Raw genomic sequence first — 25,311 nt, 5'->3', positions numbered from 1 at the left:
CCCAGCCGCCCCCCGGGGGGACCTGGTGCATGAGCGAAGGCCCCCCGCTGCTGCGAGAGGCCTTCGATTGTCTGTGCGCCGCCAGGGACTCGAACCCCGGACCCGCTGATTAAGAGTCAGCTGCTCTAACCAACTGAGCTAGCGGCGCCTGCTGACGTCGTAGACCTTAGCACCCTGATCGGCGTGGGGAAAAATCGATATCCGAACGGCCGCGCGAGCCGCCCGCACGGCTGCCCAGAGCAGTACTTCCGGGCCCGGTAACCAGGGATCACGGGTGTCCGGGGCGACCAGCCAGCGGGAGCCGGCGGAAGCCGCGAAGCCGGACCGGGCGGCCGGGACGGTCACCGCGTCTCCGGTGCCGTGGCACAGCAGCGGGGGGACGTCACCCGCGCGGCCGAGCTCCTCCCACCGCAGCAGCGAGGGCAGTCGCTGGGCCGTGCCGGGCGCGGCGAACAGCAGCATGCGGCCCCGGAACACGGCCACCGGTCCGGTGCCGGGCCCTAAGTCCCACAGCTGGTCGACCATCCGGCGCCCGAAGACCGCGGGTGTGCTCACGACGTCGAAGACGGAGCCGCAGGCCACCACCACGGGGGCCGTGGGCCGCTCGTCCCAGAGCGCCAGGGTGCTGCGCGGATACGGTTCTGCGGAGGCGAGCCAGGCGGCGCCGTCCGCGGTGAGGGAGGCCGGGGAGAACGGGGCGTTGCGTGTGCTGCTCATGGCAAATACATCTACCGACGGTGAGCAGTCCGTTCTCGGGAGTTCCTGGAAATCAGGACAGGGCCGGGTGGCAGGGCGTATCTTGCCCGCCTGGCATATGCCGTGCCGCGCCGGCTTTCACGCCGGACGGAGTGTCGGCTGTGGCGCCGGATGGACCTGCGGTCGCAGTGCCGGTCACACCGGGTCGACGTGCCCCGGGCCCTCGACGCCGCTCATCAGATCCCGGCCGAACTCCACCATCTTCTTGGCGTAGTCCTCGGTCCACTCGGCCTGCGCGGCGATGTCGGCGGGCGTGAGCCGGTCGAACCGCCGGGGGTCCGCCAGCTGGGCCGCCGCGATGGCCTGGAACTCCACCGCACGGTCGGTCGCCGCCCGGAACGCCTGTGTCAGCTCGGTCGCCCGCACCAGCAGTGCCCGCGGGTCGTCGATGGACTCCAGGTCGAAGAAGTGCTCCGGGTCGGCGGCCACCTGCGCGGGCTCGAAGAGCAGGGGCGCGGGGCGTAGCCGCGGTTGGTTCGGTCGCGGCGTGGGCTCCGCCATATTGTCTCCTCCTCGTACGTCACCGATCTCGCAGGCCACCGGAAACCGCCTGTGGACCGATCCACCGTCCATTGTCCCGCGCTCGCGCAAGTGGGCATCGGGCGCGGCTCACGCCCGCCACACCACCCGATGCTCCGCCAGGCGCGCCAGCACCGCGTGGTTGGCCTCCCAGCCGTCGGGGAATTTCACCACGGTCCCCAGCTGCACCGGCTCCGTCGACGGATAGTCGTCCAGGAGGTCGCTGACCCCCGCCCGGCACACCACGATGCAGGCGTGCCGGTGGCGGGAGGCGAGGACGCAGAGGCGGCCCGTCTCCAGGTGGAAGGCGGTGGCGTCGGGGCGGCCGGAGAGGGGATGGAGGACGACCGTCACGTCGTACTCGCGGCCCTGGAGGCGGTTCGCGGTGTCGACGGTGACGTCCGTCACGCCCAGCTCGGCGAGGGCGGCCCGGACCGCCGCCGCCTGGTCCCGGTGGGCCGTGCCGACGGCGATCCGGTCGGCGGTGAGGGGCGCGGGGTCGGGTGAGCGCTCCGATGTCGCCGCGCCCCCGCGGTCCAGAAGACGCCGTACGACGGTCGCCACCGCCCGCACCGCCTCCGGATCCGTGCGCGGGGTGTGCCGGGCGGGCAGCTCCAGCAGCCCCCAGCCCGACTCCGCCGCCTCGTCGATCACCCGGTCGGGGCCCGAGCCGTCCGAGGGGACGGCGAAGGAGAGACGGCGGTCGTCATGGTCCGTGCCGCTGCGGAACGGCGTGTACGGGTAGAAGGCGTCGGAGACCAGAGGCGCCGCGGACGCGGGCAGCCGCCAGGAGACCGGCAGACGGTGCTGGGGCAGCTCGGGGTTGTGGGCGAGGAGAGTGGTGACCGCGGACGCCGAGGGGTCGTGGGTCAGGCCCGCCCACTGCTCGCTGCCGACGATGGAGAAGGGGTCCAGCTGGCCGGGGTCGCCGACGAACAGGGCCCGCTCGAAGAGGCCCGCCACGGCGAGCAGGGAGTCCGAGCGCATCTGGTACGCCTCGTCCACGATCGCGTGCGGCCAAGGCTCGTCGACCTTCACATGCGCCCATTTCGCCGCCGTGGAGATGACGACGGCGAGCCCCGCGAGGTCGCCCGCCTTCGCCGACTTGCGTACGTTCGCCAGCTCGTCCAGCGCCTTGTCGTACGGGTCGGAGTCGCTGCTGTGCAGCCGCCCCACCGGCAGCCCGGGACTCTTCTCGGCGAGCCTCAGCACCAGGTCGTCGACCTGGGCGTTGGTCTGCGCGACGACCATCAACGGCCGGCCGGCGTCGGCGAGTTCGAGCGCCGCCCGGACGACCAGAGTGGACTTGCCGGCGCCGGGCGGGGAGTCGACGACGACACCGCGCGCGGTGCCGTGCAGCGTGTCGGCGAGAATCGCGCCGGTGGCCTCGGCCGCGGCGGCACCGGGGTCGAACACGGCGGTCTCGGGCACTGCGGTCACAGGCCCGGGGGTCACAGGCACGGCGGTCACAGGACGTCCTCCTCGGTCGGCCGGTCGGCGGCCTCGGGCACCTGCTCCCCGGGCGGCCCGCCATGCGTCCACGGCGTCTCCTCCGGGTCGGGCAGCTTCGCACCGCCCCGCTGCTCATGCTCGAACAGGGTGAAGCAGACCAGGTCGCCCTTCTCCGGCACGGACCCTTCCTCCGGTTCCTTGCCGCGGCCCATCTTGTCCAGCACGCGCAGGACGAGCAGGGCGCCGCCGTCGTCGTCGGGTGCCCCGGCGTACCCGACGAACTCCGCCGACTGGGGCTTGCCGCCCAGCGACCGGAACACCTTGGCCCGCTCGGCCGGCTGCGGCCGGTCGTCCGTGCGGACGGTGACCAGCGGGCGCGGGCTCGGCCGCTTGCCCTCGCTGTAGGCCATCACCACGTCGACGACCTCGCCCGCGAACGCCTCTCCGGCCAGCCTGCGGCCCGCCATCACCAGCGGATCGTCGAGCGCCTCCTGCGCCTCCAGACGGGCCTGTTCGCGCTCACGCGCGGCGAGCTTGCCGGCGGCGGTGACCGCGTCGTCGCGGCGCGGCTGCGGAGGTTCGCCGGCCACGACCCGGTCGCGGTGGCCGGTGAACGACCAGCGGTCGCGCGTCCACCGCTCCTCGACGTGCCGCCCGGCCTCGGGCAGCTGGGCCCGCAGCAGATCCAGGCCATGCCACACCGCCTGCCAGGTGGGCAGCGTCCGACTCTCGACGAGCTTGCGGATGTCCCGCTCGGCCGTGGTGAGATCACCGAGCCGGTCGTCGGCCTCCAGCCCGTCCTCGGCGGCGGCGAGAGCCGTACGCGCACGGTCGTAGCGCTCGATCGCAGGCGCGAGCAGCTTGTTGTCGAACGCCGGGTCGGTCGCGGGACCGGCCGGCGGGCACAGCAACTGGCCCTCCCGGTCCCGGGCGAGCTCCGCCCGCAGCGCCGCCTCCGCGCCTGTCTCGCCTTCGGGCGGGGCGATCCAGGCGAGCAGCGCGCCGAGGTGCTGATCCTCCAGGGTGGACTGGCCGGTCGCCCAGTGCCGGGCCAGTACGTCCGTCATGGCCAGCAGCAGCGAGGAGCCGGGCACGCGGGCGCGCTCACCGAAGTGGGTGAGCCACCGGCCGAGCAACGGCACGCGCGGAGGCGCCGGATGGGGCGCCTCCGGGTCCTGCTCCGCCGTACGCCGGAAACGCATGGAGCGGCCCAACAGCCGTACGAATTCGATACCCGCGCGGCTCGGCACGAGCAGCTGCGGGGCGTCCGCGCACAGTTCGACCTCGACCTTGACGCGCTTGCCGGTCTCCGGATCGGTCTCGCTGCGCTCGGCGGCCTCGACATCGGTGGCGTAGGAGTCGATGTACGGCAGGACGACGTCCGCCAGCTCGGCCAGGAACGCGAACCTCAGGTCCCGGTCGCGCGGCTGCGGGACGACCAGCAGATGCGGGGCGTCCCGGTCGGTGCCGACCAGCGCGCCGAGCGGGGCGCCCGCCTCACCGGCGGTGGTCAGCGGCACGAAGACCAGGGGGCGCTCGGACAGGCGGCGATGGCGGACGGTGGCGGCGCGCTGGGCGCGACCGGTGCTGACGGCTTCGAGGCGGGCGAGGGTGGAGATCAGCGACACGGGGCCACCGCCTCGGGGCCGAGGGCGGCGGAGGTGACCCCGCCCGGGGCCGGCTCACCGAGGGCTTCGGCGCGCAGCCGGGCCGCCCTGCGCAATGCCGCCACCGCCGGGTCGTCGGGGTCGCCGGACTCGCCGCGGGCCGCCGACAGAACGTCCTCGACGGTCGTCAGGCCGCCCAGCTCGGCGCGCACGGCGCGGCCCAGCGATGTCACCGCGCCGGACGCACGGGAACGCGCGCGGCAGTGGAAGGCCAGTTCGCAGGCGGACAGACACTCGGGCGCGTAGGTCGCCGGGACCGACTCGACGGCGGCCGTCAGGTCGGCCGGGGGCAGCTCGGGGTCGAAACAGGTGCCGGCGGGGAGAGCGTCGGCGATGTCCTCGATGCGGGTGAGGCGGGCCAGCTGCCGGGCGGTCACCGCGCGCTGCTTGCGGACGTCCACGGCCGAGGCGGTGGGCAGGTTGGAGAAGTCCTTCGGGCAGACCAGGAGCACCCGGTGGCGGACGCGCGGGGCGGGGTCCAGCCGGGCGGCGACCTGCTCCAGCGCCAGCACGTACACCGCGGCCTGCCGGGCGGCGGCGCCCACCTTGGCGGGGTCCGCCGAACCGTCGAGCATCGGGAAGGACTTGATCTCCACGACCGTCCAGCTGCCGTCCGGATGCACGACGACCGCGTCCGGCTCCAGGAAGGCGGGCGAGCCGGCGACGTCCAGCGCGAGCATCGGATGGTCGAGCAGCGTCCACTCCCCGCGCGCCTCGGTGGCCTCGCGCAACGCCAGTGCCGTACGCGCCGTGCGGCCCTCGGGGCCGATCGCCGTGAGCTCGGGCACGCGCGCGTGGGCGGGCGGCTCGGCGCCGCGGTCCAGTCTTTCGTGCACCAGCCGCAGCAGCTCCGCGCCGCCGTCCGCCTTGACCTTGGCCTCGAAGGCGTTCCCGCGGGTGAAGGCGAACTGCGACTGCCCGAACGCCGACGGCGCGCCCAACGCGCTCGCCACCGCCGCCTTGTTCACCCCGGCGCCGTCGAGGATCGCGCGCCGCTTGCAGCCGGGGTTGGCGGCGAGGGCGGCCAGGGCGCGGGCGTCCAGTGCCCTGGCCGGTACGTCGGGACCGCGCAGCTCAGCGAGCCGGTGCCGGAGAGCCGTCCCCCGCGTCCTGGGGGGCGGCACTCGGCTCGGCTCCGGATCCGAACCGGGAATCGCGCTGCCGTGGAATTCGCTCACCCGCGGAAGTCTGGCATCCACCACTGACAACCGGGGAAGGAGCGTCGGCAGTGGCCACCGGAACGGGGGCGGCGGATCCGGCGACGGTCGCGTCGGAGCCGGTCCGGGCCGTGCCGCCGGAGGCCGGTGCGACCGCTGCGGCTGCCGTCCCGAAGCGGGCACGGACCCGGTCGGCGGTCCGCATGACGAGCGGTGCGAGCAGCAGGCCGACGCCCATCACCGCGGCGCCCGCGGCAGCGTCGAGGAAGTAGTGGTTGGCGGTGCCCATGACCACGATCGTGGTGATCAGGGGGTAGGCGATCGCCGCGATCTTGGCGAGGCGGGTGCCGCCGTGGCGCCACAGGATCACGCCGCACCACAGGGCCCAGCCGACGTGCAGGCTCGGCATCGCCGCGTACTGGTTCGTCATGCCGCCCATGCCCCGGGGCGCGCTCGCCTCGCCGCCCCACCAGCCGTACGAGCTGTAGTGGGCCATCGTGTCCACGAAGCCGTAGCTCTCGGCCAGCAGCCGGGGCGGGCAGGTGGGAAGCAGGGTGAAGCCGATCAGACCTATGAAGGTCGACGTCATCAGCCAGGTGCGGGCCGCACGGTAGTGCAGGGTGCGCGACCGGAAGAGCCAGACCAGGAGCACGGGCGTCACCAGGTAGTGCAGCGACGCGTACCAGAAGTCGGCCGGGACGCCTATCCAGGGCTCACGGGTGAAGAGACGGTTGAGGGGGTGCTCGGCGTTGAGGAAGAGGGCCTTCTCGATGTCCAGGATCGCGACGCCGTGATCCACGGCGGTGGACACGTCGCCCCGGGCGAGCAGCCGGCCCGCCGAGTAGCAGGCGTAGACCAGGAGTATCAGCGGCAGCTCGGTCCACCAACGCAGGCGGGTCCGCGGCGTCGCCTCCACGCCAGCTGTTTCGGCGTGTGGCATCCGATCGCCTCCCCCTTCTCGTCACCGCGCCCGGTTGACCGGTCGTATTACTTTACGGTGTATGCGTGCGCCCCCTTCGGGCGCCCCGGCCCTCAAGACGCAGAGATCGCCCCGCGGGTTGCCCGCGCACAGCGTGCGCGATGATGGAGGTGTTCCGCCTCTCATTTCCCGGAAGGCCCCTTCATGGCACCGCGCATCCTGCTGGCCCGGCACGGACAGACCGAGTGGTCGCTGTCCGGAAAGCACACCGGCAGGACCGATGTACCGCTCCTGGAGGAGGGCCGTAGGGGCGCGAAGCTCCTGGGCGAACGCCTGCACCAGCCGCCGTACGACGGGCTGGCCGGCGTCGAGGTGCGCACCAGCCCGCTGTCACGCGCGCGGGAGACGTGCGAACTCGCCGGCTTCGGTGACCGCGCGCGTGCCTGGGACACGCTCATGGAGTGGGACTACGGCGCGTACGAGGGCATGACCCCGGCGGACATCCACGCCGTCCGGCCCGGCTGGCTCATCTGGCGCGACGGAGTCCCCGAGGGGGAGACCCGCGCCGAGGTGACGGCCCGCGCCGACGAGGTGGTGGCCTGGGCCCGCGAGCAGGACCGGGACGTCCTGGTCTTCGCGCACGGGCACATACTGCGGTCCATAGGCGCGCGCTGGCTGGGTATGCCGCTCGACTTCGCGGCCCGCATCCGCCTCAACCCCACGTCGCTGTCCGTCCTGGGCTGGGCATACGGCGAACCGGCGATCGAGGCGTGGAACGACCTGGGCCACCTGGTCGGCTAGCGGGCCGCCGGGGCGACCGGTCACCGGGACGACCGGTGACCGGGACCACCGGCAACCAGGCCGACCGCCGTCTCGCGCGCGGTGACCGGGAACGCAGCTCACACCATCCGCGGCACCGACGCATGCCGCTCCAGGAACGCGGACACCCCGCTCGCCCGCCGATGCGGCAGCAGCACCCGCGCGGTCCCCGCCAGCATCGTCTGCACCCGCGAGGACTGCACCTGGTCCAGCAGATCCAGCACCCGCATGCCCGCCGCCGCGGCCTCGTCGGGGCGCCCCCCACGGGCCAGGTCGTCCGCCAGTTCCGCCGTGTACAGCGCGATGTTGCGCGTGAAGTGCGGATCCTGGAGCTGGGCCGCCCGCCCGGCATGCCGCGCCGCCCGCCGCCAGTTGCCCAGCGTCGACCAGCACTGCGCCTCCAGGACCTCCAGCTCGGCCTCACCGTAGAAGCTCATCCACTCGGGATCGGCGTCCGAGCGGCCCCGCCCGAAGAGGGCCTGCGCACGCACGAGTGCCTGTTCGCAGCCGGTGCGATCGGCGAGCCCCGCCCAGCCGCCCGCCTCCCGCAGCGCGAGCAGTGACATCAGCCGGGCGGAACCAAGGGCGCGCGCGACACGCTGTGCGGCCTGGGCCGCCCGCACCGCCTCACGAGGGCGGCCGGCGTCCCGGGCGAGGAACGACGTGTTGCAGAAGGCGTGCGCCTCCAGTGCCGCGTCCCCGGCCATCCGGGCCGTCGCCAGCGCCTCCGCGTAGTGCGAGCGCGCGTCGTCGAACCGCCCCGAGTCATGCGCGAGCCACCCCACCGAGATGGCCAGTTCCCCCGCGCCCGCATGGATCCGGTCGCCGGTCGCCTGCCGGGTCGTCCCGGCGTCGAGCAGCGCGTAGGCGGCGCGCAGCGGGGCGGCGGCACGCCGGTAGAGGCCGTCCGCGCCGTGCCGGTCGTCGAGCAGCCGGATGCGGCGTACGGCTTCCTCGAGCGCGTCCGCCTCACGTCCCCCGACACGTCTGACGGGACGCTCCGCAGCCGCGGCGTCGAAGGCGAGCCCCAGGGGGCTCAGTGAGGCGGCGGCCACCGTGGCGCCTCCGCCTGTCATGAATGCGCGACGCAGCACGTCGCTCTCCTCGTGGATCTCGTGGTTCTCGTCGTTCGGGTGGTTCCGCTGTCTGCCGCACGGGCCGCACGGGCCGCACGGGCCGCACGGGCCGCACGGGCCGCACGGGCCGCACGGGCCGCACTGGTCGTACGGGTCATGCGGGTCATGCGGGTCGTACGGGTCCTGAGGGTTCGAGGGGTCATACGGCTCACGGGCCCCCCACGTCTCACACGACGCGCGCACCTGGAGCGTGGTGTGCACCAAGGGCGTGTCCTCTTCCGCGTGCGCCCGGCGTCCGCGTACGGACGAGCGGGGCGCGAAGCCGAGGTCGGTGAGCGTGCGGCCGGGGAACATGTGCAGGAACACCCGTTCGTACGCGTAGTTGGGGCAGCGGATCTCGCCGGCCTCGACGCGCCCGACGTAACGCGCGTCACAGCTGACCCGCTCGCCGATCTCGCGAGCGGCCCGCCGCACCGCCGCGGCGAACTCGGCCGGCGAGCGCTGACCGCGCAGCTGCCGGAACGCGAGGTTCGGCCGCGGCGGCCTTGGGGGCTGGGACGAGGTCAGCTCTGACGACGCCATGGCCGGGTCCTCTCGTGCGAACCGTCGAACCATTGCCGGAGTGGGGGCAAAGTCGAACCGGATATCGGTGAGTTGGGCCGAATATCCGTGTGATGTCCTTGTCTCCGGCGGGCAAGAACGTACCTGCTGTATCGGACCCGGCACGCTGGGTTTGGCTACAAACCGGATATCTCATGCTGGATCTGCCATGAACTGCCATCCTTTGCGGCGGACTTCCGCCGTAGCCGTTGACGCGGCGCCGCGTTGAACTCTTCGGACTGCAAAAGGGGTTCCGTGGTGGAGGCCGTGATGGAGACCAGCCAGAGCATCGTCCCTCGTACGCCGTCGACGACGGTGGGGCACGTACCGACCGCGCAGTGCAGCGAGCCCCCGGGCTGCGACGTGGTCACGGTCCCGGCGCGACAGGGCCTGGAAGCGGTCGACATCCTGCGGCGGGGCCCCGGCGACGGTGTCGGCCCGGTGCTGCACGACGGCGGCGGTGACACGCTGGGCTTCGTGGTCCCGCCCGGCACCGCGGCGGCCTGGGATCTGCCGGGCAGCACCTGCACGGAGACCGACGGCCGGGGCCTGAGCCTGAACCTCGATCCCGAGCCGCCGGTCGAGGGTTCGGACTGGCTGCTGCCGCCCGGCGACGCGGACCTCGCGACGGACCCCACGGTCCTGCGGGCGGCGCTGGGGGAGGCGGCCCGGTTGATCGAGGCGGCCGACAACTGCCGGTGACCCGCCTGCCCGGGCGGCCCGGCCACCGGCTTGCGACAATGACCCCATGGGAAGGTCCAGGAACGCCCGGCGCCGGTCGGCCGCAGCCGAAGCCGTCGTCGAACGCGTCGACGGCGGGCTCGCCGAGCTGATACCCGACCGGGACCGCGCCCGGGCCTGGACACTGCTGATCGACGGGGCCCCGCAGTCGCACGTCGACCTGGACGACCCGGCGTACCTCTCCTTCGAGTACCAGCGGCGCCTGGGACACGTCATCGACCTCGTCGCCCCGCCGGGCAGACCCGTACGGGCCGTCCACCTCGGCGGCGGCGCCCTCACTCTCGCCCGCTACGTCGCCGCCACCCGCCCCCGCTCCACCCAGCAGGTCGTCGAACGTGACGCCGCTCTCGTCCAACTGGTCCGCCGGGAACTGCCGTTGGACCCGGGCGCCCGGATCCGGGTGCGGTCGGCGGACGCCCGGGACGGACTCGCCAAGCTGCCCGACGGGTGGGCCGACCTCGTCATCGCCGACGTCTTCAGCGGCACCCGCACCCCGGCCCACCTGACCTCGACCGAGTTCCTCGACGACGTACGCCGGGTCCTGGCGCCCGGCGGTGTGTACGCCGCCAATCTCGCCGACGGTCCGCCGCTCGCGCATCTGCGCGGCCAGATCGCCACCGCCGCCGACCGCTTCGCGGAGCTCGCGCTGATCGCCGACCCGGCCGTACTGCGCGGCAAGCGGTTCGGCAACGCCGTCCTCGTCGCCGCCGACCGGCCGCTCCCGGTCGCCGAACTGACCCGCAGCGCCGCCTCCGACCCGCACCCGGCCCGCGTCGAGCACGGCAAGGCGCTCACCGACTTCACCGGCGGGGCCGTCCCCGTGCAGGACCTCGCGGCGGTGGCCTCCCCGGCGCCACCCCCGTCGGTGTTCCGGTGACGGTTTTCCGGTGACGGGGCTCGGGTGACGGTGTTCCGGTGACAGTGCGCCAGTGACTCAGTAGGTTCCGATGTCCACCCGCGGTGGCCCGTCGTGCCACGTGCAGAACACCGACACCCGGTCCGCGCCCGAGCTGAACTCCACCCGGATCCAGGTCTCCGTCTTCCACACCTGCATCGACCAGCCCGCGCCCGGAGTGGCCGAGACGAGGGTCGCGGAGCGCTCGCCGATGTCGAAGACCGCCCGGCCGCCCTCGGTGTCGTAGCCCTTCACCTGCCCGGATCCGGTGGACGGCGGGCCGGGGCTCTTCGGCGGGGTCTTCGACGGGCTCGGTGCCCGGGGTGTCCCGGTCGGCTTCGGCGAGGGGCTCGGCCCACTCTTGGACGGGGTCGGCCGATTCGTCGACGACGCCAGCGGCTTCGACTCCTGGGTCGTCGCGTCGGCCGCCGTGATGGGCAGGGCGCGCGGCCGGTCGTACACCGTGCCGGCCATCACCGTGTGGACACCCCACCACGACAGCGTGACCGCCGCGCCGGTGGCGAGCGACCAAGCGAGTGTGTGTACGAGTCCTCTGCGCATCGCGGGCCATACTGCCTCACCGGTCTCACGGATGTCTCATGCATGCCGCATGGATGTGGCACGGACCGCACCCGGACCGTACCCGGGCCGAGTTGTCCACAGGCCCGGATGCGTGTCCCCCGCATGGCGTACGGTGCGGCGCATGGCAAGTGTGCTCGTGGTCGAGGACGATCCGTTCGTTCGCTCGGCGCTCATCCGGCACCTGACCGACGCGGGGCACACCGTGCGCAGTGTCGGGACGGCGCTGGAGGCGCTGCGCGAGGTCGCCCATTTCCGTTTCGACGTGGTCGTACTGGACCTGGGACTGCCCGATCTGGACGGCTCCGAGGCCCTGAAGATGCTCCGCGGGATCACCGACGTCCCTGTGATCATCGCCACCGCGCGAGACGACGAGACGGAGATCGTCCGGCTGCTGAACGCCGGGGCGGACGACTACCTCACCAAGCCCTTCTCGGTCGAGCATCTCTCGGCGCGCATGGCGGCGGTCCTGCGGCGGTCCCGAGCCACCGCGGGTGATGCGCCGCCGGAGGCCGTGCTGCGCGTCGGCGGCCTCAGCGTCGACCCGCTGCGCCGCCAGGCCGAGCTGGACGGTGCCCGACTCGACCTCACCCGGCGCGAGTTCGACCTCCTCGCCTTCCTGGCCGCCCGGCCCGGGGTGGTCGTCCCCCGCAAGGAACTGCTCGCCGAGGTCTGGCAACAGTCCTACGGCGACGACCAGACGATCGACGTCCATCTGTCCTGGCTGCGGCGCAAGCTCGGCGAGACCGCCGCGCGACCGCGCTATCTGCACACCCTGCGCGGCGTCGGTGTGAAGCTCGAACCACCCGGTGAGGGGCTGCCGCGATGAGATGGGCCCTGGTCAAGGTCTGCCTGGCGGTCACCACCATGGTCGTGGTCGCCTTCGCCGTGCCGCTCGGACTGGTCATCAGGGAGATGGCCCGCGACCGCGCCTTCTCCAACGCCGAGCGCGAGGCCGCCGCCGTCGCCCCGGCGCTGTCCATCACCACCGACCGGGACCAGCTGGAGCGCGTCGTCGCCTCGGCCGGGTCGGACGCGGGCATGGCCGTGCACATACCCGCCTCCGGGGACACGGACGCCGTCGACCTCGGCCGGCAGCGCGCCGCCGACGGCGACATCGCGACCGTGCGGCGGCTGGGCCGCGCCTCGACCTCCGAGGTGCCCGGCGGGTCCACGCTGCTCCAGCCGGTCGCGCTGAGCACCGGCGAGATCGCCGTCGTCGAGGTGTACGTCCCCGAAGCCGAGGTCACCAACGGCCTCGCGACCGCCTGGGCGGTGCTCGCCGGGGTCGGCGTCGCGCTGATCGTCGGCTCGGTCGCGGTCGCCGACCGGCTGGGCGTCCGGATGGTGCGGCCCGCCCAGCGCCTGGTCGAGGGCGCGCACGAACTGGGGGACGGGAAGCTGGGCGCCCGGGTGCCGGAGGAGGGGCCGACCGAACTGCGGCTGGCGGCGGTGGCGTTCAACTCGATGGCCGACCAGGTCGTCCAACTCCTGGCCAACGAACGGGAGCTGGCGGCCGACCTGTCGCACCGGCTGCGGACACCGCTGACCGTGCTGCGGCTGAACGCGGCATCGCTCGGGGAGGGCCCGGCCGCCGACCAGACCAGGGCCGCCGTCGCCCAGCTGGAGCGCGAGGTCGACACCATCATCCGTACCGCCCGGGAGGCCAAGCCGCAGACGGTCGCGGCCGGTCCCGGGGCCGGGTGCGACGCGGCCGAAGTGGTGCGTGAGCGCATGGCGTTCTGGTCGGCGCTGGCGGAGGACGAGGGCCGCAAGGTCCGGGTCGCCGGAGTGGACCGGCCGGTGCGCATACCCGTGGCCCGGGCGGATCTGGCCGCAGCTCTGGACGCCCTGCTGGGCAACGTCTTCCGGCACACCGCCGAGGGCACCGCCTTCGCGGTCGACGTGCACAACGGCGAGGACGCGGTGATCGTCCTCGTCTCCGACGCGGGGCCCGGCATATCCGACCCCGAGGCGGCGATGGCCCGCGGGCGGGGCTCGGGCAGCGACGGGTCGACCGGGCTCGGGCTGGACATCGTGCGGCGGCTCGCGGAGTCGACGGGCGGGGACGTGCGCATCGGGTCGTCGGTGCTCGGCGGCACCGAGGTGCGGATCTGGATCCAGCTGGACGGACGGGCGCCCATACGCAGAGGGCATCGAGGAGCGGTCCGCAGGCGCCGCCCCGGCCGACTGGTCTCGACCTTTAACCGTCCCCGATCCCTTCCTTAAGCGCGCCCTAAGATCCGCAACGCCGGTCTGGATCAGGAGTTTTGCCCGATTCCGGATCGCTAGCGTGCTGCCGCACCCACCCCCGTGAACAGTGAGGCAGACACGCGATGAGCACCCACCGGCGCAGGCTCAGTGGCAGGAACAAGGCGATCGGCTCTCTCGTGGCTGCGGCCGTGGTCGGCGGTGGCGCGCTCGTGTTCACCGGTACCGCCCAGGCAGCCGGGACCGGGGCCGCGTACACCAAGACCAGTGCATGGTCGACGGGTTACACCGCCCAGTACGTCGTCACGAACGACAGCGGTGCCGCGAAGAAGGACTGGACGCTGGAGTTCGACCTGCCGTCGGGGACCAAGCTGAGCTCCCTGTGGAACGCCGAGTCGCGGGTGAGCGGACAGCACGTCACCGTGACGCCGCCGAAGTGGGACACCGACGGTCTGGGCGCCGGTGAATCGGTGACGGTCGGCTTCGTGGTCAACGGCACGGGCAGCCCGACCGGTTGTCTGATCGACGACGCGAAGTGCTCCACGGACGACACCGCCACCCCTCAGCCGAGCGGCCGTCCGACCGAGTCACCGAAGCCGACCCCGACCCCGACGCCGACCGCCGAGCCCACGCAGTCCGCGACCCCGACCCAGTCCGCGACCCCCACCGCCGAGCCCTCGCAGAGCCCCGGCACCGGGACGGGCACCACGGCCGGCTTCGCCCCGTACGTCGACACCTCCCTCCACCCGGCCTTCGACCTGGTGGCGAGCGCCGAGGCGACCGGCGTGAAGGACTACAACCTCGCCTTCGTCACCGACGGCGGCGGCTGTACCCCGAAGTGGGGCGGTGTCACCGACCTCGGCTCCGACGCGGTGGCCGCACAGATCGGCGATCTGCGCGCCAAGGGCGGCGACGTCCGTGTCTCCTTCGGCGGCGCGGCCGGCAGCGAGCTGGCCACGACCTGCTCCTCGGCGGACGCCCTGGCGGCGGCGTACGACAAGGTCGTGAAGGCTTACAAGCTGACCAAGGTCGACTTCGACGTCGAGGGCGGCGCGCTGCCGGACAAGGCGGCCAACACCCGCCGCGCCCAGGCGATAGCCAAGCTGGAGAAGCAGCACCCCGGTCTGGACGTCTCCTTCACCCTCCCGGTCATGCCGGAGGGCCTGACCCAGCCCGGCGTCGACCTCCTCGCCGACGCCAAGAAGAACGGCGTGAAGATCACATCCGTCAACATCATGGCGATGGACTACGGCCCCGCCTACAGCGGTGACATGGGCACCTACGCCGAGCAGGCGGCCACCGCCACCCAGGCCCAGATCAAGGGCGTGCTCGGCCTCTCCGACAGTGCGGCCTGGAAGACCGTCGCCGTCACCCCGATGATCGGCGTCAACGACGTCGTCACCGAGATCTTCAAGGTCGACGACGCCACCCAGCTGGTGAACTTCGCCAAGTCCAAGGGCCTCGGCTGGCTGTCGATGTGGTCGGCGACCCGTGACAAGTCCTGCCCGGGCGGCCCGAAGCCCGCGGCCGACGCGACGTGCAGCTCCATCGACCAGGAGAAGAACGCGTTCTCCAAGGCGTTCGCCGCCTACAACTGACCAGAGCGGCGAACCACGGGGGGCGTGCCCCGGCCGGTCTTCCCCCCATCCGGCCGGGGCACGCGTGTGTCCCGCCGCTACAGTTCCTCCTCCACCGCCGGCAGCGTCCCGGTGCGGGCGGCCTTCCCGTACCAGTACGCGCTCGACTTCGGCGTCCGCTCGAGCGTGGCGTAGTCGACGTACACCGCGCCGAACCGCTTCTCGTAGCCGTACGCCCACTCGAAGTTGTCCATCAGGGACCACAGGTAGTAGCCCCGGACATCGGCGCCGTCGGAGATCGCACGGCGGACCTCCGAGAGATGGCCGTGCAGATAGGCGACGCGCTCCGGGTCGTGGACGCGGCCGTCGGGGTCCGGCTTGTCGTCGTAGGCCGCGCCGTTCTCGGTGATGTAGAGCGGCAGGCCCGGCGCCTCCCGGGTGTACCGCATGATCAGCTCATGCAGCCCGGTCGGGTCGATGCTCCAGCCCATCTGCGTGCGCTCACCCGGCGTCTGATGGAACAGCACATCGTCCGCGCCCGGCCACGGCGAGTGGGCACTCGCCCCATGACCGTCGGCGCGCGCGCCGCTCGGCTCGGTGTCGGTCGCGGAGACCAGCGCGGGGGTGTAGTAGTTCAGGCCCAGCGCGTCCAGCGGCCGGCGGATCGCCGCCAGGTCACCGGCCTGGACGAAGGACCAGTCCGTCACCAGCTCCGTCGCCTCGTACAGCGACTCCGGGTACGCGCCGTGCAGGATCGGGCCGTGGAAGATCCCGTTGGCCAGGTCGTCGATCTTCCGGGCCGCCGCCAGGTCGGCAGGGTCCCGGGTCAGCGGGCGCACGGTCGCGGAGTTGAGGCTGAGCGCCACCGAGTTGCGGGCGGGCATCACCGCACGCAGCGCGGAAGTGCCGAGCCCATGCGCCAGGTTGAGGTGGTGGGCCGCCCGCAGCGAGGCCATCGGCTCGGTCCGGCCGGGCGCGTGCACCCCGGAGCCGTAGCCCAGGAAAGCGCTGCACCACGGCTCGTTGAGCGTGATCCACTGCTCCACCCGGTCGCCGAGGGCCTCGCCGACGATCTGGGCGTACTCGGCGAACCGGTACGCCGTCTCGCGCTCCGGCCAGCCGCCCGCGTCCTCCAGCTCCTGCGGCAGATCCCAGTGGTAGAGGGTGACGGCGGGCTTGATGCCGTGCGCCAGCAGCTCGTCGACCAGACGGCGGTAGAAGTCCAGGCCCACCTGCACCGCCGGGCCCCGGCCCGTCGGCTGCACGCGCGGCCAGGAGATGGAGAAGCGGTACGCGCTCAGGCCGAGTTCGGCCATCAGCGCGACGTCCTCGCGGTAGCGGTGGTAGTGGTCGACAGCGATGTCACCGTGTTCGCCGCCGGCCGTCCTGCCCGGCGTATGGCTGAAGGTGTCCCAGATGGACGGGGTGCGACCGCCCTCCCGCACCGCCCCCTCGATCTGGTACGCGGACGTGGCCGCTCCCCAGAGGAAGGCGGGGGGAAAGGACACGGAGGTCAGGGGCTCAGGCATGGAAGCGCTCCCATTGGGGTCATGGAGACCGACGGGTGAGAAGAGGAAGAAAAGATGAGAAGAGGAAGAAAAGGAGGGGTGGCGGTGCGAGGGGCCGAGGCCGCGGTGACTCGGCCCCCGGGGGGCCGCGGGCGTCAACCCTTGATCGCGCCCTGCATGATGCCGCCCACGATCTGCTTGCCGAACAGCAGGAAGGCGATCAGCAGCGGCAGCGTGCCGAGCAGCGCGCCCGCCATGATCACCGCCTGGTCGGGGACATAGCCGGTACCCAGCGAGTTGAGGGCGACCTGCACGGTCGGGTTCTCCTGGTTCAGGGCGATGATCGGCCACAGGAAGTCGTTCCAGGCGAACACGAAGGTCAGCAGGCCCAGGACGGCCATCGCGGGCCGCGCGGCCGGGAAGACCACATGCCAGACGACCCGCAGACTGCTCGCGCCGTCCACCCGGGCCGCCTCGATCAGCTCGCCCGGCAGTGCCTGGAGCAGGTACTGGCGCATGAAGAACGTACCGAAGGCCGTGCACAGCGTCGGCAGGATGACCGTCTGGAGCTGGTTCGACCAGCCGAGGTCCGCCATCCACAGATAGAGGGGTACGACCGCCAGCTGCGGCGGGATCATCATCGTGCCGATCGTCAGCAGCAGCAGGACGCCGGAGAACCGGAACCGCAGCTTGGCGAAGGCGAAACCGGCGAGCGTGGCGAACAGCACCGTGCTGATGGTGATCGTGCCCGCGACGAGCGTGGTGTTGAGCATCGCGGTGCCGAGCCCGGCCTCCTCCCACGCCCGCTCCATGTTCTTGAAGAGGTTCCCGCCGAACCACAGCGGCGGCGGGGTCTGCGCGAGCCGCCGGTCGGTGCGCGAGGCCGCGATCGCCGTCCACACCAGCGGGGCCAGCGAGACCAGCGCGAAGACGGACAGCACGACATAGGTGAGCGGGCCGGCGTGCAGCTGCTTGCCCGCGCCCATCACCCGGGGCCGCTCCCGCTTGGGCGACACGTCCTGCTCGGCCCGAGGGCGGGTGAGTTCACTTGCGGTCATTGGGACTTCCTCAGCCGTCGGGAGATCAGCAGCTGGATCACGGCGACGATCAGCAGGATCAGGAACATCGACCAGGCGATCGCGGACGCCTTGCCGAGGTTGCCGATGATCCAGCCCTGGTCGTACATGTACAGACCGAGCGTCTGGTACTGGTGCTCGGAGCCGCCCTTCGAGCCGCTCACCCCGCCGAACAGCAGCGGCTCGCCGAACAGCTGGGTCGCGCCGATCGTCGAGACGACCACCGTGAACAGGATCGTCGGCCGCAGCTGCGGGATCGTCACATGGATGAACTGCTGCCAGCGGTTGGCGCCGTCGATGGAGGCCGACTCGTACAGATCGGCGGGGATGGCCTGCATGGCGGCGAGATAGATCAGCGCGTTGTAGCCGGTCCAGCGCCAGATCACGATCGACGAGACGGCGAACTGCGAACCCCAGTCGGACTCACGCCAGTTGACGGGGTCGATCCCGACGAACTCCAGCAGCCAGTTGATCATGCCGCCGTCCCACGAGTACAGCAGCACGAACACCAGCGTCGCCGCCGCCACCGACGTGGCGTACGGGGTCAGCATCACGACCCGCCAGACGGTCGAGCCGCGCAGCCGGTAGTTGAGCATGTGCGCCAGGCCGATGGCCATCAGCAGCTGGGGCACCGTGGAGATCACACCGATGGTGAAGGTGTTCCACAGCGCGTTCCAGAAGAAGTCCGAGGACAGCAGGTTCCGGTAGTTGTCCAGGCCGGTCCAGGTCTGGCCGTCGAGGTTGGCCAGCTGCACGTTGTGCAGCGAGTACCAGGCCGTGTAGAGCAGCGGAACGAGCGAGAACGCCCCGAAGACGATGAAGAAGGGGGCGATGAACGCGTACGGCGACGCCTTCATGTCCCAGCGGTACAGCCGGCTGCGCCAGGAACCGGGGTCCGGCGGAGGTGGCGTACCGCGACCGTGCGCGCGGCCGGCCGCGCCCGGCTGCTCACCGGGCGCGGCGTCGGCGCTCGCGGGGTGCGCGAGGGCCTGCTTGGGGCTGGTCACTGGCCGAGCACGTCCTTGATCTCCTCGGACGCCGCGTCCCAGGCGTCGTCGGCGCTCTTGCCCTTCTGCTCGACCTGGAGGATGCCGATGTCGGTGATCGCGGTGCCGATCGGCTGGTCCTTCGGCCCGTGGTACGTGGTCGGGATGGACTCGGCCGACGCGGAGAAGATCTCCGTGATCGGCGCGTTCGAGAAGTACTCGGTGGTGGCGGCGGCCGGCTTCAGGGTCGAGTACGCCGACGGAGTCGACGGGAAGCTCGCCTGCTTGGCGAACACCTTCGCCTGCTGCTCGGGCGCGGTCAGCCACTTCGCCAGGGCGACGGCCTCCTTCTGGTGCTTGCTCGCCGTCGGCACACCGAGGAACGAGCCGCCCCAGTTGCCGGAGGTGGGAGCGACGGCCACGTCCCACTTGCCCTTGCCCGAGTCACCGGACTTCTCCAGGATGTAGCCGATCATCCAGGCCGGGCAGGCCACCGTGGCGAAGGTGCCGTTGGCGTAGCCCTGGTCCCACGGCTTGTCGAACTGCTTCAGCTTCGCCGACATGTCGCTGGTCGCGACCTTCATGGCGATGTCCCAGGACTTCTTCACGCCTGCGGACTTGTCCCAGACGACGTCGCCGCCCTTGTCGTAGTACCGCTCGCTCTCGCCGTTGAGGACCGCGTTGTAGACGGAGGAGGCCGAGTCCACGAACTTGGTGCCGCTCGGCGCCTTCTTCATGTAGTCCTCGCCCAGGGCGACGTACTTGTTCCAGTCGCCCTTCCACTGCTCGGCGAGCTTGGTGCGGTCGGTCTCCAGGCCGGCCTTCTCGAAGAGGTCCTTGCGGTAGCAGATCGCCATCGGGCCGATGTCGGTGCCGAGACCTATCAGCTTGCCGTCCTGGGTGGTGGCCTGGGCGTTCTTCCAGTCCAGCCACTGGGACTTGTCGACCTCCTTGCCGAGGTCGACGAACTTGGCGGCCTGCGTCTGCACGGCCTCGGTGATGTTGCCGACTTCGATGGCCTGGATGTCGTCGGTGCCGGAGCCGGCCTGGAGGCGGGTGAGGACCTTGGGCCAGTAGACGTCGGTGCGGGTGGTGACGTTCTCCTTGATGGTGATGTCGGGGTTGAGCTTCATGTACTCGTCGTAGAGGCCGGCCTGCTTGTAGCCGAAGGTGCCGAACGTGCCCACGGTGAGCGTGGTCTTGCCGCCGCCGCCGTTGCCACCGCCCTCGTTCGAAGAGCCGTCGTCCGAGTCCTCGGCGCAGCCGGCGAGCAGCCCTGTCGTCAGCGCGGCGACGACCGCGAGGGTCGTCAGCCTGCGGGACCCGCGGGTACTCGTGCGCATTGCGTCCTCCTGTTGCCTGACGTGCCGACCCCCCGGCCAACGGCTTCCTTGTCGGGCCCGTTGAAAATGACATCTTGCATCGCTGCGGCTCGGGCGGGGAACGTGCGGGATGTGTATGTGTCAGGTACTGTGGGAGCGCTCCCATCAGTGATGTGTTGAAGGTTCGCCGGTCGTGGCGGGGGTGTCAAGGGCGTCGACGCGCAGAGATGCGTTCAGTTATCCGGCCGTTAGCTGGACCCGCGGCAGGCTCGTCCGGCCCTTCGGGACAAGGCCGTCCGGGCCGCATCCGGGCTGCCCGGCCGGGAGCCACCGGGGCGGTCACGGCGACGGGCGGGGCTGTTACATTCCAGGCCAGGCACGATGACAGCGGGAGGGCGGACCCCATGGCAGGCCACGGAGCGCGGAGCCGGAGCGGTGGCCGGCCCACCCTCGAAGAGGTGGCGGCCCGCGCGGGCGTCGGCCGCGGCACGGTCTCCCGGGTGATCAACGGCTCGCCCCGGGTCAGCGACGCCACCCGCGCGGCCGTCGAGGCCGCGGTCGCCGAGCTCGGCTATGTCCCGAACACCGCGGCCCGTGCCCTGGCGGCGAACCGCACGGACGCGATCGCCCTCGTCGTCCCCGAGCCGGAGACACGGTTCTTCGCGGAGCCGTACTTCTCGGACATGCTCAAGGGCGTCGGTGCCGAACTCGCCGACACCGAGATGCAACTGCTGCTGATCTTCGCGGGCAGCGACCGTGAACGCCGCAGGCTGGCCCAGTACCTGGCCGCACACCGCGTCGACGGAGTGCTGCTGGTCTCGGTCCACGCGGACGACCCGCTGCCGGATCTGCTGGCCCAGTTGGAGATCCCCGCGGTGATCAGCGGCCCCAGATCGGCGGCGGAGACCCTGACTTCGGTCGACTCGGACAACTACGGCGGCGCCCGCTCGGCCGTCGAGCATCTGCTCGCGCGTGGCCGCACCCGCATCGCCCACATCACCGGCCGCCTCGACGTCTACGGCGCCCAGCGCCGCGTCGACGGCTACCGCGAGGCGCTGACCGACGCCGGGTTCGGCGTGGACGAGCGGCTCATCGAGGCGGGCGACTTCACGGAGGAGGGCGGCGCCCGGGCGATGGCGGCCCTGCTGGAGCGCTGCTCCGACGTGGACGCGGTCTTCGCGGGGTCGGACGTGACGGCGGCGGGTGCCCGCCAGACGCTGCGGGAGGCCGGCCGGCGCATCCCCGACGACGTGGCCCTCGTCGGCTACGACGACTCGGCCATCGCCCGCCACATGGATCCGCCCCTCACCAGCGTCCGCCAGCCCATCGAGGACATGGGCCGGCGCATGCTGGACCTGCTCCTCGCCGAGATCGCCGATCGCCGCCCGGCGGCCTCCCGGGGCCCGGAGCGCCCGCAGGTCGTGCTGGCCACGGAGTTGGTGACGCGTACGTCGTCGTGACGACGGCGCGTCGGCCGGGGCCGTCGGCACGTTCGGCCGCGGCCGTCGGCCCATGACGAAGGGCCGGCCTGTTCGCACAGGCCGGCCCTTGATCGATCAGGGTGAGTGACGGGACTCGAACCCGCGACATCCTGGACCACAACCAGGTGCTCTACCAGCTGAGCTACACCCACCATGACCGGCGGTTGACTTCCGAGGAGTCCCCGACCGGCCGAGAAAAAGTGTACAGGGTCCGAAGGGGTGCTCGCGCACAGCTTTTACGGCGCCCCTCCGCGACCCCCTCCCACACCTACTGAGCAGGCAGTACGTGCTTGGCGGCGATCGACTTCGCGGTGTCCGAGTCGGGGCCGGGCTGCGGTACGAAGACGGCCTCGCGGTAGTAGCGGAGTTCGGCGATCGACTCGCGGATGTCGGCGAGGGCGCGGTGGTTGCCGTTCTTCTCGGGGCTGTTGAAGTAGGCGCGCGGGTACCAGCGGCGCGCCAGCTCCTTGATCGAGGAGACGTCGACGATCCGGTAGTGGAGGTAGTCCTCCAGCGTCGGCATGTCGCGCAGCAGGAAGCCGCGGTCGGTGCCGACGGAGTTGCCGCACAGCGGGGCCTTGCCGGGCTCCTTCACATGCTCGCGTACATACGCCAGGACCTGCTCCTCGGCGTCCGCCAGCGTCGTGCCGCCGGCGAGCTCGGCGAGCAGCCCGGACGCGGTGTGCATCTGACGCACCACCTCCGGCATCGTCTCCAGCGCCGAGTCCGGCGGCCGGATGACGATGTCGACGCCCTCGCCGAGGACGTTCAGCTCGGAGTCGGTGACGAGGGCGGCAACCTCGATGAGCGCGTCGTCGGACAGCGAGAGGCCGGTCATCTCGCAGTCGATCCACACCATGCGATCGTTCATGCGACCACCCTAAAGCTGGCGTCGCCCTTTTAGCTCCCGGCGTCGCGGTCGGCCGCAGCGAGGGCGGTGCCGCCGGGCCCCGGCCCGGGGCACGAAAAGTCCTCGCGCGCCGACGCCGGGCGGGCCGCGATGCCCGCCCGGCGTCCTGAGGTCACGCTCCGCTGCGCTGCCCCGGCAGATGCGCCCGGCCCCCGATGTACAGCTCGCGCCCGTGCTCCGCGTGCGCGGCCGGGCCAAGCGACGCCGGGGTGCGGCGGGTCTGGAGCGGCACCGGGCCACCCTCGGGGTACGGCGACGGCAGCGGGCCCGAGGGCGCCGGGGCGTGGCCCACCGTTGGCTCCGGGTCGGTCGGCCGCTCGCCCTGGGGGCGCCGGGCCCGGTACGCAGCCCGGTAGGCGGCCGGCGACGAGCCGAGCTGGCGGCGGAAGTGGCCGCGCAGCGCCACCGGCGAGCGGAAGCCGCAGCGGCCCGCGACCTCGTCCACCGAGTAGTCGGACGTCTCCAGCAGGCGCTGCGCCTGAAGCACCCGCTGGGTGATCAGCCACTGCAGCGGCGCGCTGCCCGTCAGCGAGCGGAAGCGGCGGTCGAAGGTGCGGCGGCTCATGTACGCGCGTGCCGCCAGCGTCTCGACGTCGAACTGCTCGTGCAGGTGCTCCAGCGCCCAGGCGACGACCTCCGCGAGGGGGTCGGCGCCGATCTCCTCCGGTAAAGATCGATCGAGGTAGCGCTCCTGACCGCCGGACCGGCGCGGCGGGACCACCAGACGGCGGGCCAGAGCCCCGGCCGCCTCGTTGCCGTGATCCGTCCGCACGATGTGGAGACAGAGATCGATTCCGGCCGCGGTACCGGCCGAGGTCAGTACGTCTCCGTCGTCGACGAAGAGTTCGCGCGGATCCACATGCACCGACGGATAGCGCTTGGCCAGCGTCGGCGCGTACATCCAGTGGGTCGTCGCGGGCCGGCCGTCCAGCAGCCCGGCCGCGGCGAGCACGAAGGCGCCGGTGCACAGTCCGACGATGCGGGCGCCTTCCTCGTGCGCCCGGCGCAGTGCGTCGAGCGCCTCCTCCGGTGGCGGTGAGGTGATCGAGCGCCAGGCCGGCACGACGACCGTGCCCGCCCGTGCGATCGCCTCCAGGCCATGTGGTGCCGAGAGTTCCAGGCCCCCTGTGGTCCGCAGGGGGCCTTCCTCACCGCCGCACACCAGCAGTCGGTAGCGCGGTACGCCGGCGTCCTGGCGGTCAATCCCGAACACCGACAACGGTATGGAACTCTCGAAGATGGGGCCGCCGCTGAACAGCAGCACCGCGACGATCTCCTTGCGGCGTCGTCCGGAAAGCTTCCGGGCCGCAGCTTCCGGCGCGGCAGTGGAGTCGTGGCTCATACTGCTAAGCCCCCCTCGGTGGTCGCGGCTCCTCGGTTGTGTCGCTCCTGCACGTTTCCCCTCGGTCCTGCACGAGTCCCCCGCCGTAGACAGTCAAGATCGAATCTACTGTGTCGCGTCGTGCCGCAGTGGCCGGTTAGGCATTCGGCACATTGTCGACTTGGCAACTTGGCGTGAAGCATTCGATCACGAAGCGTTGCACTCCCAGGCCGTGCAGGGAAGTGCGCCTTGTCGCGGTGGCCAATCCACGTAGGGTGCGCAGGTCCCCTGAGACCCTTTCCGTGCAGGTGGAACGGGGGTTGGGGGGTGTTGTGAGGGGGTGATGCAGGCGTCGCGGAAGTTGGCTGAAAACAGGCGTTCGTGTGCGCGGAAACCGGTCAGCCGACCGGTGTATTTCCCCCGGTGTGACGTCCGCCTCTGTGGGCTCCGGTTCCGGTCCGGTGATGGCGACCGCGACGGGATGTGGACTGGGTGACGCGGTCCTCGTCCCGCATGCGCGCCGCGCCGCGTTCCGACTCCCGCAGCAGCACGCGGCACACCGCCGTCACGGCCGCGAGGCCGAGCGCGGTGCCCGCGGCGCCGGCCAGGGAGGTGCCGTACCAGAGGAGGACCACCGGGACCAGGACGCAGCTGAACACCGCCCACCGGACCACGGTGGCGCTGTCCTCGGTGGGGGTGCGGGGTCCGGTCATGGATGCGTGCTCCTGGGCTCCCTGGGCGGTGGACACGGTGATCAACGCCGGTGCGGGCGGTGGGTCACTGCCGCGGGGCCGTCCCAGTGGCGGTCATGACCGAAGCGGTGCGTGAATCCTGTGCAAACCGCCTGTACACCGCAGCAACCATTGCGTTACGGGCGCACCCTCGTGCATGCTCCCTGGGACCCGCACCGACCGCGAACGGGTATCTGGGCTAAGGAGGCGTGCCGCCGTACCCTTGGGGTATGGGGTTGGGAAGACCTTTCCCGGACACAGCTCCGCCGCACCTGCTGCATCCGTCAGCGAGCCCCGCTCGCGGGCCCACCCATAAAAGGATCAATACGCCGAGACAGCCATGGCCGGTCACGAATTCTTCGAACCCGCGGACCGCAAGCGGCCCGTCGCCGATCCCACGGCGGCCGAGCCCCTGGCGGCGGACGAGCCACGCCACTCCTGCGATCCCGCTTTCAAGCACGGCGTCGTCGTCGGCTTCGACGGCTCGACCTCCAGTGAGCGCGCCCTCGCGTACGCCATCGGCATGGCCCATCGCTCCGGGTCGGGCCTGATCATCGTCCATGTCGCCAACCGGCTGCCCACCACGGTGTGGGCCGGCTGCGAGCCGCCGGTCTTCGTCGACGTCCCGGACCACCGCACCGAAGTGCTCGGCCTCGAACTGGCCTGTGCGGAGTATCTGGCCGAGGTGCCCTGGATCCTCGTCGAGCGCGGCGGTGACATCTGCCATGAACTCGAGGAGGTCGGGCGGGAGTACGAGGCGGACGCGATCGTCGTCGGCTCCACCCACGGCCTCGTCGGCCGGATCTTCGGCTCCGTCGCCGGACGGCTGGCCAAGCGGGCGAAGCGGCCCGTCGTTGTCATTCCGTAACTCGCCGTTGGCCCAGGTGAGATGGCGCCTGGGAAGGGTCCGGCTCTCTTTGTGCAGTGCATGAATCTACTCGTGCGTAGAGGTGTTTGTGCCCTTGTGAAGGGCATATATCGCTCACCGCACAACTGCACATGCATGAA

Annotated in this window: 23 protein-coding genes and 2 tRNA genes; 8 read left to right on the top strand and 17 right to left on the bottom strand. The window is 71.8% G+C overall.

Annotated features, from left to right (window positions below; genetic code table 11):
- Positions 1-74: 74 nt before the first annotated feature.
- The 7 genes from ACHBTE_RS20980 to ACHBTE_RS20950 all read right to left on the bottom strand — a co-directional run bounded on the left by ACHBTE_RS20980 (position 75) and on the right by ACHBTE_RS20950 (position 6,491).
- A tRNA-Lys gene (locus ACHBTE_RS20980) sits at positions 75-148 on the bottom strand.
- Positions 139-717, bottom strand: a complete 579-nt coding sequence (locus ACHBTE_RS20975) for a bifunctional DNA primase/polymerase (protein WP_394725516.1) — start codon at positions 715-717, stop codon at positions 139-141. Before ACHBTE_RS20975 ends, ACHBTE_RS20980 begins: the two co-directional genes overlap by 10 nt.
- Positions 718-891: 174 nt before the next feature.
- Positions 892-1,257 carry a hypothetical protein gene (locus tag ACHBTE_RS20970; protein WP_394725515.1) on the bottom strand — a complete coding sequence of 122 codons (366 nt, stop codon included), beginning with the start codon at positions 1,255-1,257 and terminating at the stop codon, positions 892-894.
- A 108-nt stretch (positions 1,258-1,365) separates the two neighbouring features.
- Positions 1,366-2,715, bottom strand: coding sequence for an AAA domain-containing protein (locus tag ACHBTE_RS20965; protein ID WP_394725514.1), 1,350 nt, complete (start codon positions 2,713-2,715; stop codon positions 1,366-1,368).
- 26 nt (positions 2,716-2,741) lie between these two features.
- Positions 2,742-4,355, bottom strand: coding sequence for a hypothetical protein (locus tag ACHBTE_RS20960; RefSeq protein WP_394725513.1), 1,614 nt, complete (start codon positions 4,353-4,355; stop codon positions 2,742-2,744).
- On the bottom strand, positions 4,346-5,518 hold the full coding sequence (locus ACHBTE_RS20955) for a hypothetical protein (RefSeq protein ID WP_394725540.1): 1,173 nt from the start codon (positions 5,516-5,518) through the stop codon (positions 4,346-4,348). The genes ACHBTE_RS20960 and ACHBTE_RS20955 overlap by 10 nt, the downstream gene beginning before the upstream one ends.
- Positions 5,469-6,491: a phosphatase PAP2 family protein gene (locus ACHBTE_RS20950; RefSeq protein WP_394725512.1), complete on the bottom strand. Its 1,023-nt coding sequence runs from the start codon at positions 6,489-6,491 to the stop codon at positions 5,469-5,471. Before ACHBTE_RS20950 ends, ACHBTE_RS20955 begins: the two co-directional genes overlap by 50 nt.
- Positions 6,492-6,674: 183 nt before the next feature.
- Between ACHBTE_RS20950 and ACHBTE_RS20945 the strand changes: the two genes are divergently transcribed.
- A complete protein-coding gene (locus ACHBTE_RS20945) occupies positions 6,675-7,271 on the top strand; it encodes a histidine phosphatase family protein (protein ID WP_394725511.1) in 597 nt (198 codons plus the stop codon).
- A 98-nt stretch (positions 7,272-7,369) separates the two neighbouring features.
- Here the strand turns inward: ACHBTE_RS20945 and ACHBTE_RS20940 are convergent, their stop codons facing one another.
- Positions 7,370-8,947 carry a hypothetical protein gene (locus tag ACHBTE_RS20940; RefSeq protein ID WP_394725510.1) on the bottom strand — a complete coding sequence of 526 codons (1,578 nt, stop codon included), beginning with the start codon at positions 8,945-8,947 and terminating at the stop codon, positions 7,370-7,372.
- Positions 8,948-9,235: 288 nt separating this feature from the next.
- On the opposite strand from ACHBTE_RS20940, the gene ACHBTE_RS20935 reads away from it, so the two are divergent.
- Together ACHBTE_RS20935 and ACHBTE_RS20930 are read left to right on the top strand one after the other, a co-directional pair.
- Entirely contained in the window at positions 9,236-9,667 is a 432-nt protein-coding gene (locus ACHBTE_RS20935; protein ID WP_394725509.1) for a hypothetical protein, read from the top strand.
- Positions 9,668-9,713: 46 nt separating this feature from the next.
- Positions 9,714-10,583, top strand: coding sequence for a spermidine synthase (locus tag ACHBTE_RS20930; protein ID WP_394725508.1), 870 nt, complete (start codon positions 9,714-9,716; stop codon positions 10,581-10,583).
- A 57-nt stretch (positions 10,584-10,640) separates the two neighbouring features.
- Here ACHBTE_RS20930 and ACHBTE_RS20925 read toward each other — a convergent pair whose 3' ends face one another.
- Positions 10,641-11,162 carry a hypothetical protein gene (locus ACHBTE_RS20925; RefSeq protein ID WP_394725507.1) on the bottom strand — a complete coding sequence of 174 codons (522 nt, stop codon included), beginning with the start codon at positions 11,160-11,162 and terminating at the stop codon, positions 10,641-10,643.
- A 142-nt stretch (positions 11,163-11,304) separates the two neighbouring features.
- Between ACHBTE_RS20925 and ACHBTE_RS20920 the strand changes: the two genes are divergently transcribed.
- The 3 genes from ACHBTE_RS20920 to ACHBTE_RS20910 all read left to right on the top strand — a co-directional run bounded on the left by ACHBTE_RS20920 (position 11,305) and on the right by ACHBTE_RS20910 (position 14,989).
- Positions 11,305-12,009, top strand: coding sequence for a response regulator transcription factor (locus ACHBTE_RS20920; RefSeq protein ID WP_394725506.1), 705 nt, complete (start codon positions 11,305-11,307; stop codon positions 12,007-12,009).
- Positions 12,006-13,409, top strand: coding sequence for a sensor histidine kinase (locus ACHBTE_RS20915; protein WP_394725505.1), 1,404 nt, complete (start codon positions 12,006-12,008; stop codon positions 13,407-13,409). The genes ACHBTE_RS20920 and ACHBTE_RS20915 overlap by 4 nt, the downstream gene beginning before the upstream one ends.
- A 107-nt stretch (positions 13,410-13,516) precedes the next feature.
- Positions 13,517-14,989, top strand: coding sequence for a cellulose binding domain-containing protein (locus ACHBTE_RS20910; protein ID WP_394725504.1), 1,473 nt, complete (start codon positions 13,517-13,519; stop codon positions 14,987-14,989).
- A gap of 77 nt (positions 14,990-15,066) precedes the next feature.
- Here ACHBTE_RS20910 and ACHBTE_RS20905 read toward each other — a convergent pair whose 3' ends face one another.
- From ACHBTE_RS20905 to ACHBTE_RS20890, 4 genes are all read right to left on the bottom strand, one after another.
- The gene (locus ACHBTE_RS20905; protein ID WP_394725503.1) at positions 15,067-16,497 is read right to left on the bottom strand and encodes a GH1 family beta-glucosidase; all 1,431 of its coding nucleotides are present in this window, start codon (positions 16,495-16,497) and stop codon (positions 15,067-15,069) included.
- Between the two features lie 134 nt (positions 16,498-16,631).
- A complete protein-coding gene (locus ACHBTE_RS20900) occupies positions 16,632-17,534 on the bottom strand; it encodes a carbohydrate ABC transporter permease (protein WP_394725502.1) in 903 nt (300 codons plus the stop codon).
- Complete coding sequence (locus ACHBTE_RS20895; protein WP_394725501.1) at positions 17,531-18,559, bottom strand: carbohydrate ABC transporter permease; 1,029 nt, start codon at positions 18,557-18,559, stop codon at positions 17,531-17,533. Before ACHBTE_RS20895 ends, ACHBTE_RS20900 begins: the two co-directional genes overlap by 4 nt.
- Positions 18,556-19,881 carry an ABC transporter substrate-binding protein gene (locus ACHBTE_RS20890; protein WP_394725500.1) on the bottom strand — a complete coding sequence of 442 codons (1,326 nt, stop codon included), beginning with the start codon at positions 19,879-19,881 and terminating at the stop codon, positions 18,556-18,558. Before ACHBTE_RS20890 ends, ACHBTE_RS20895 begins: the two co-directional genes overlap by 4 nt.
- Positions 19,882-20,264: 383 nt before the next feature.
- Here ACHBTE_RS20890 and ACHBTE_RS20885 point away from each other — a divergent pair, with 383 nt between their 5' ends.
- Positions 20,265-21,320 carry a LacI family DNA-binding transcriptional regulator gene (locus tag ACHBTE_RS20885; RefSeq protein ID WP_394725499.1) on the top strand — a complete coding sequence of 352 codons (1,056 nt, stop codon included), beginning with the start codon at positions 20,265-20,267 and terminating at the stop codon, positions 21,318-21,320.
- Positions 21,321-21,420: 100 nt separating this feature from the next.
- On the opposite strand, the gene ACHBTE_RS20880 is transcribed toward ACHBTE_RS20885, so the two are convergent.
- From ACHBTE_RS20880 to ACHBTE_RS20865, 4 genes are all read right to left on the bottom strand, one after another.
- Positions 21,421-21,493 (bottom strand) — tRNA-His (locus ACHBTE_RS20880).
- A gap of 116 nt (positions 21,494-21,609) precedes the next feature.
- Complete coding sequence (orn, locus tag ACHBTE_RS20875) at positions 21,610-22,212, bottom strand: oligoribonuclease (protein WP_394725498.1); 603 nt, start codon at positions 22,210-22,212, stop codon at positions 21,610-21,612.
- Positions 22,213-22,363: 151 nt separating this feature from the next.
- Positions 22,364-23,593: a GlxA family transcriptional regulator gene (locus ACHBTE_RS20870; protein ID WP_394725497.1), complete on the bottom strand. Its 1,230-nt coding sequence runs from the start codon at positions 23,591-23,593 to the stop codon at positions 22,364-22,366.
- A gap of 377 nt (positions 23,594-23,970) precedes the next feature.
- Complete coding sequence (locus ACHBTE_RS20865; protein ID WP_394725496.1) at positions 23,971-24,285, bottom strand: hypothetical protein; 315 nt, start codon at positions 24,283-24,285, stop codon at positions 23,971-23,973.
- A 358-nt stretch (positions 24,286-24,643) separates the two neighbouring features.
- Here ACHBTE_RS20865 and ACHBTE_RS20860 point away from each other — a divergent pair, with 358 nt between their 5' ends.
- A complete protein-coding gene (locus ACHBTE_RS20860) occupies positions 24,644-25,171 on the top strand; it encodes a universal stress protein (protein ID WP_394725495.1) in 528 nt (175 codons plus the stop codon).
- The last annotated feature ends 140 nt before the right edge of the window (positions 25,172-25,311 follow it).

This window comes from Streptomyces sp. M41, from assembly GCF_043673425.1.
Lineage (GTDB): Bacteria > Actinomycetota > Actinomycetes > Streptomycetales > Streptomycetaceae > Streptomyces.
This window is presented reverse-complemented; position numbering and strand designations above follow the sequence as displayed.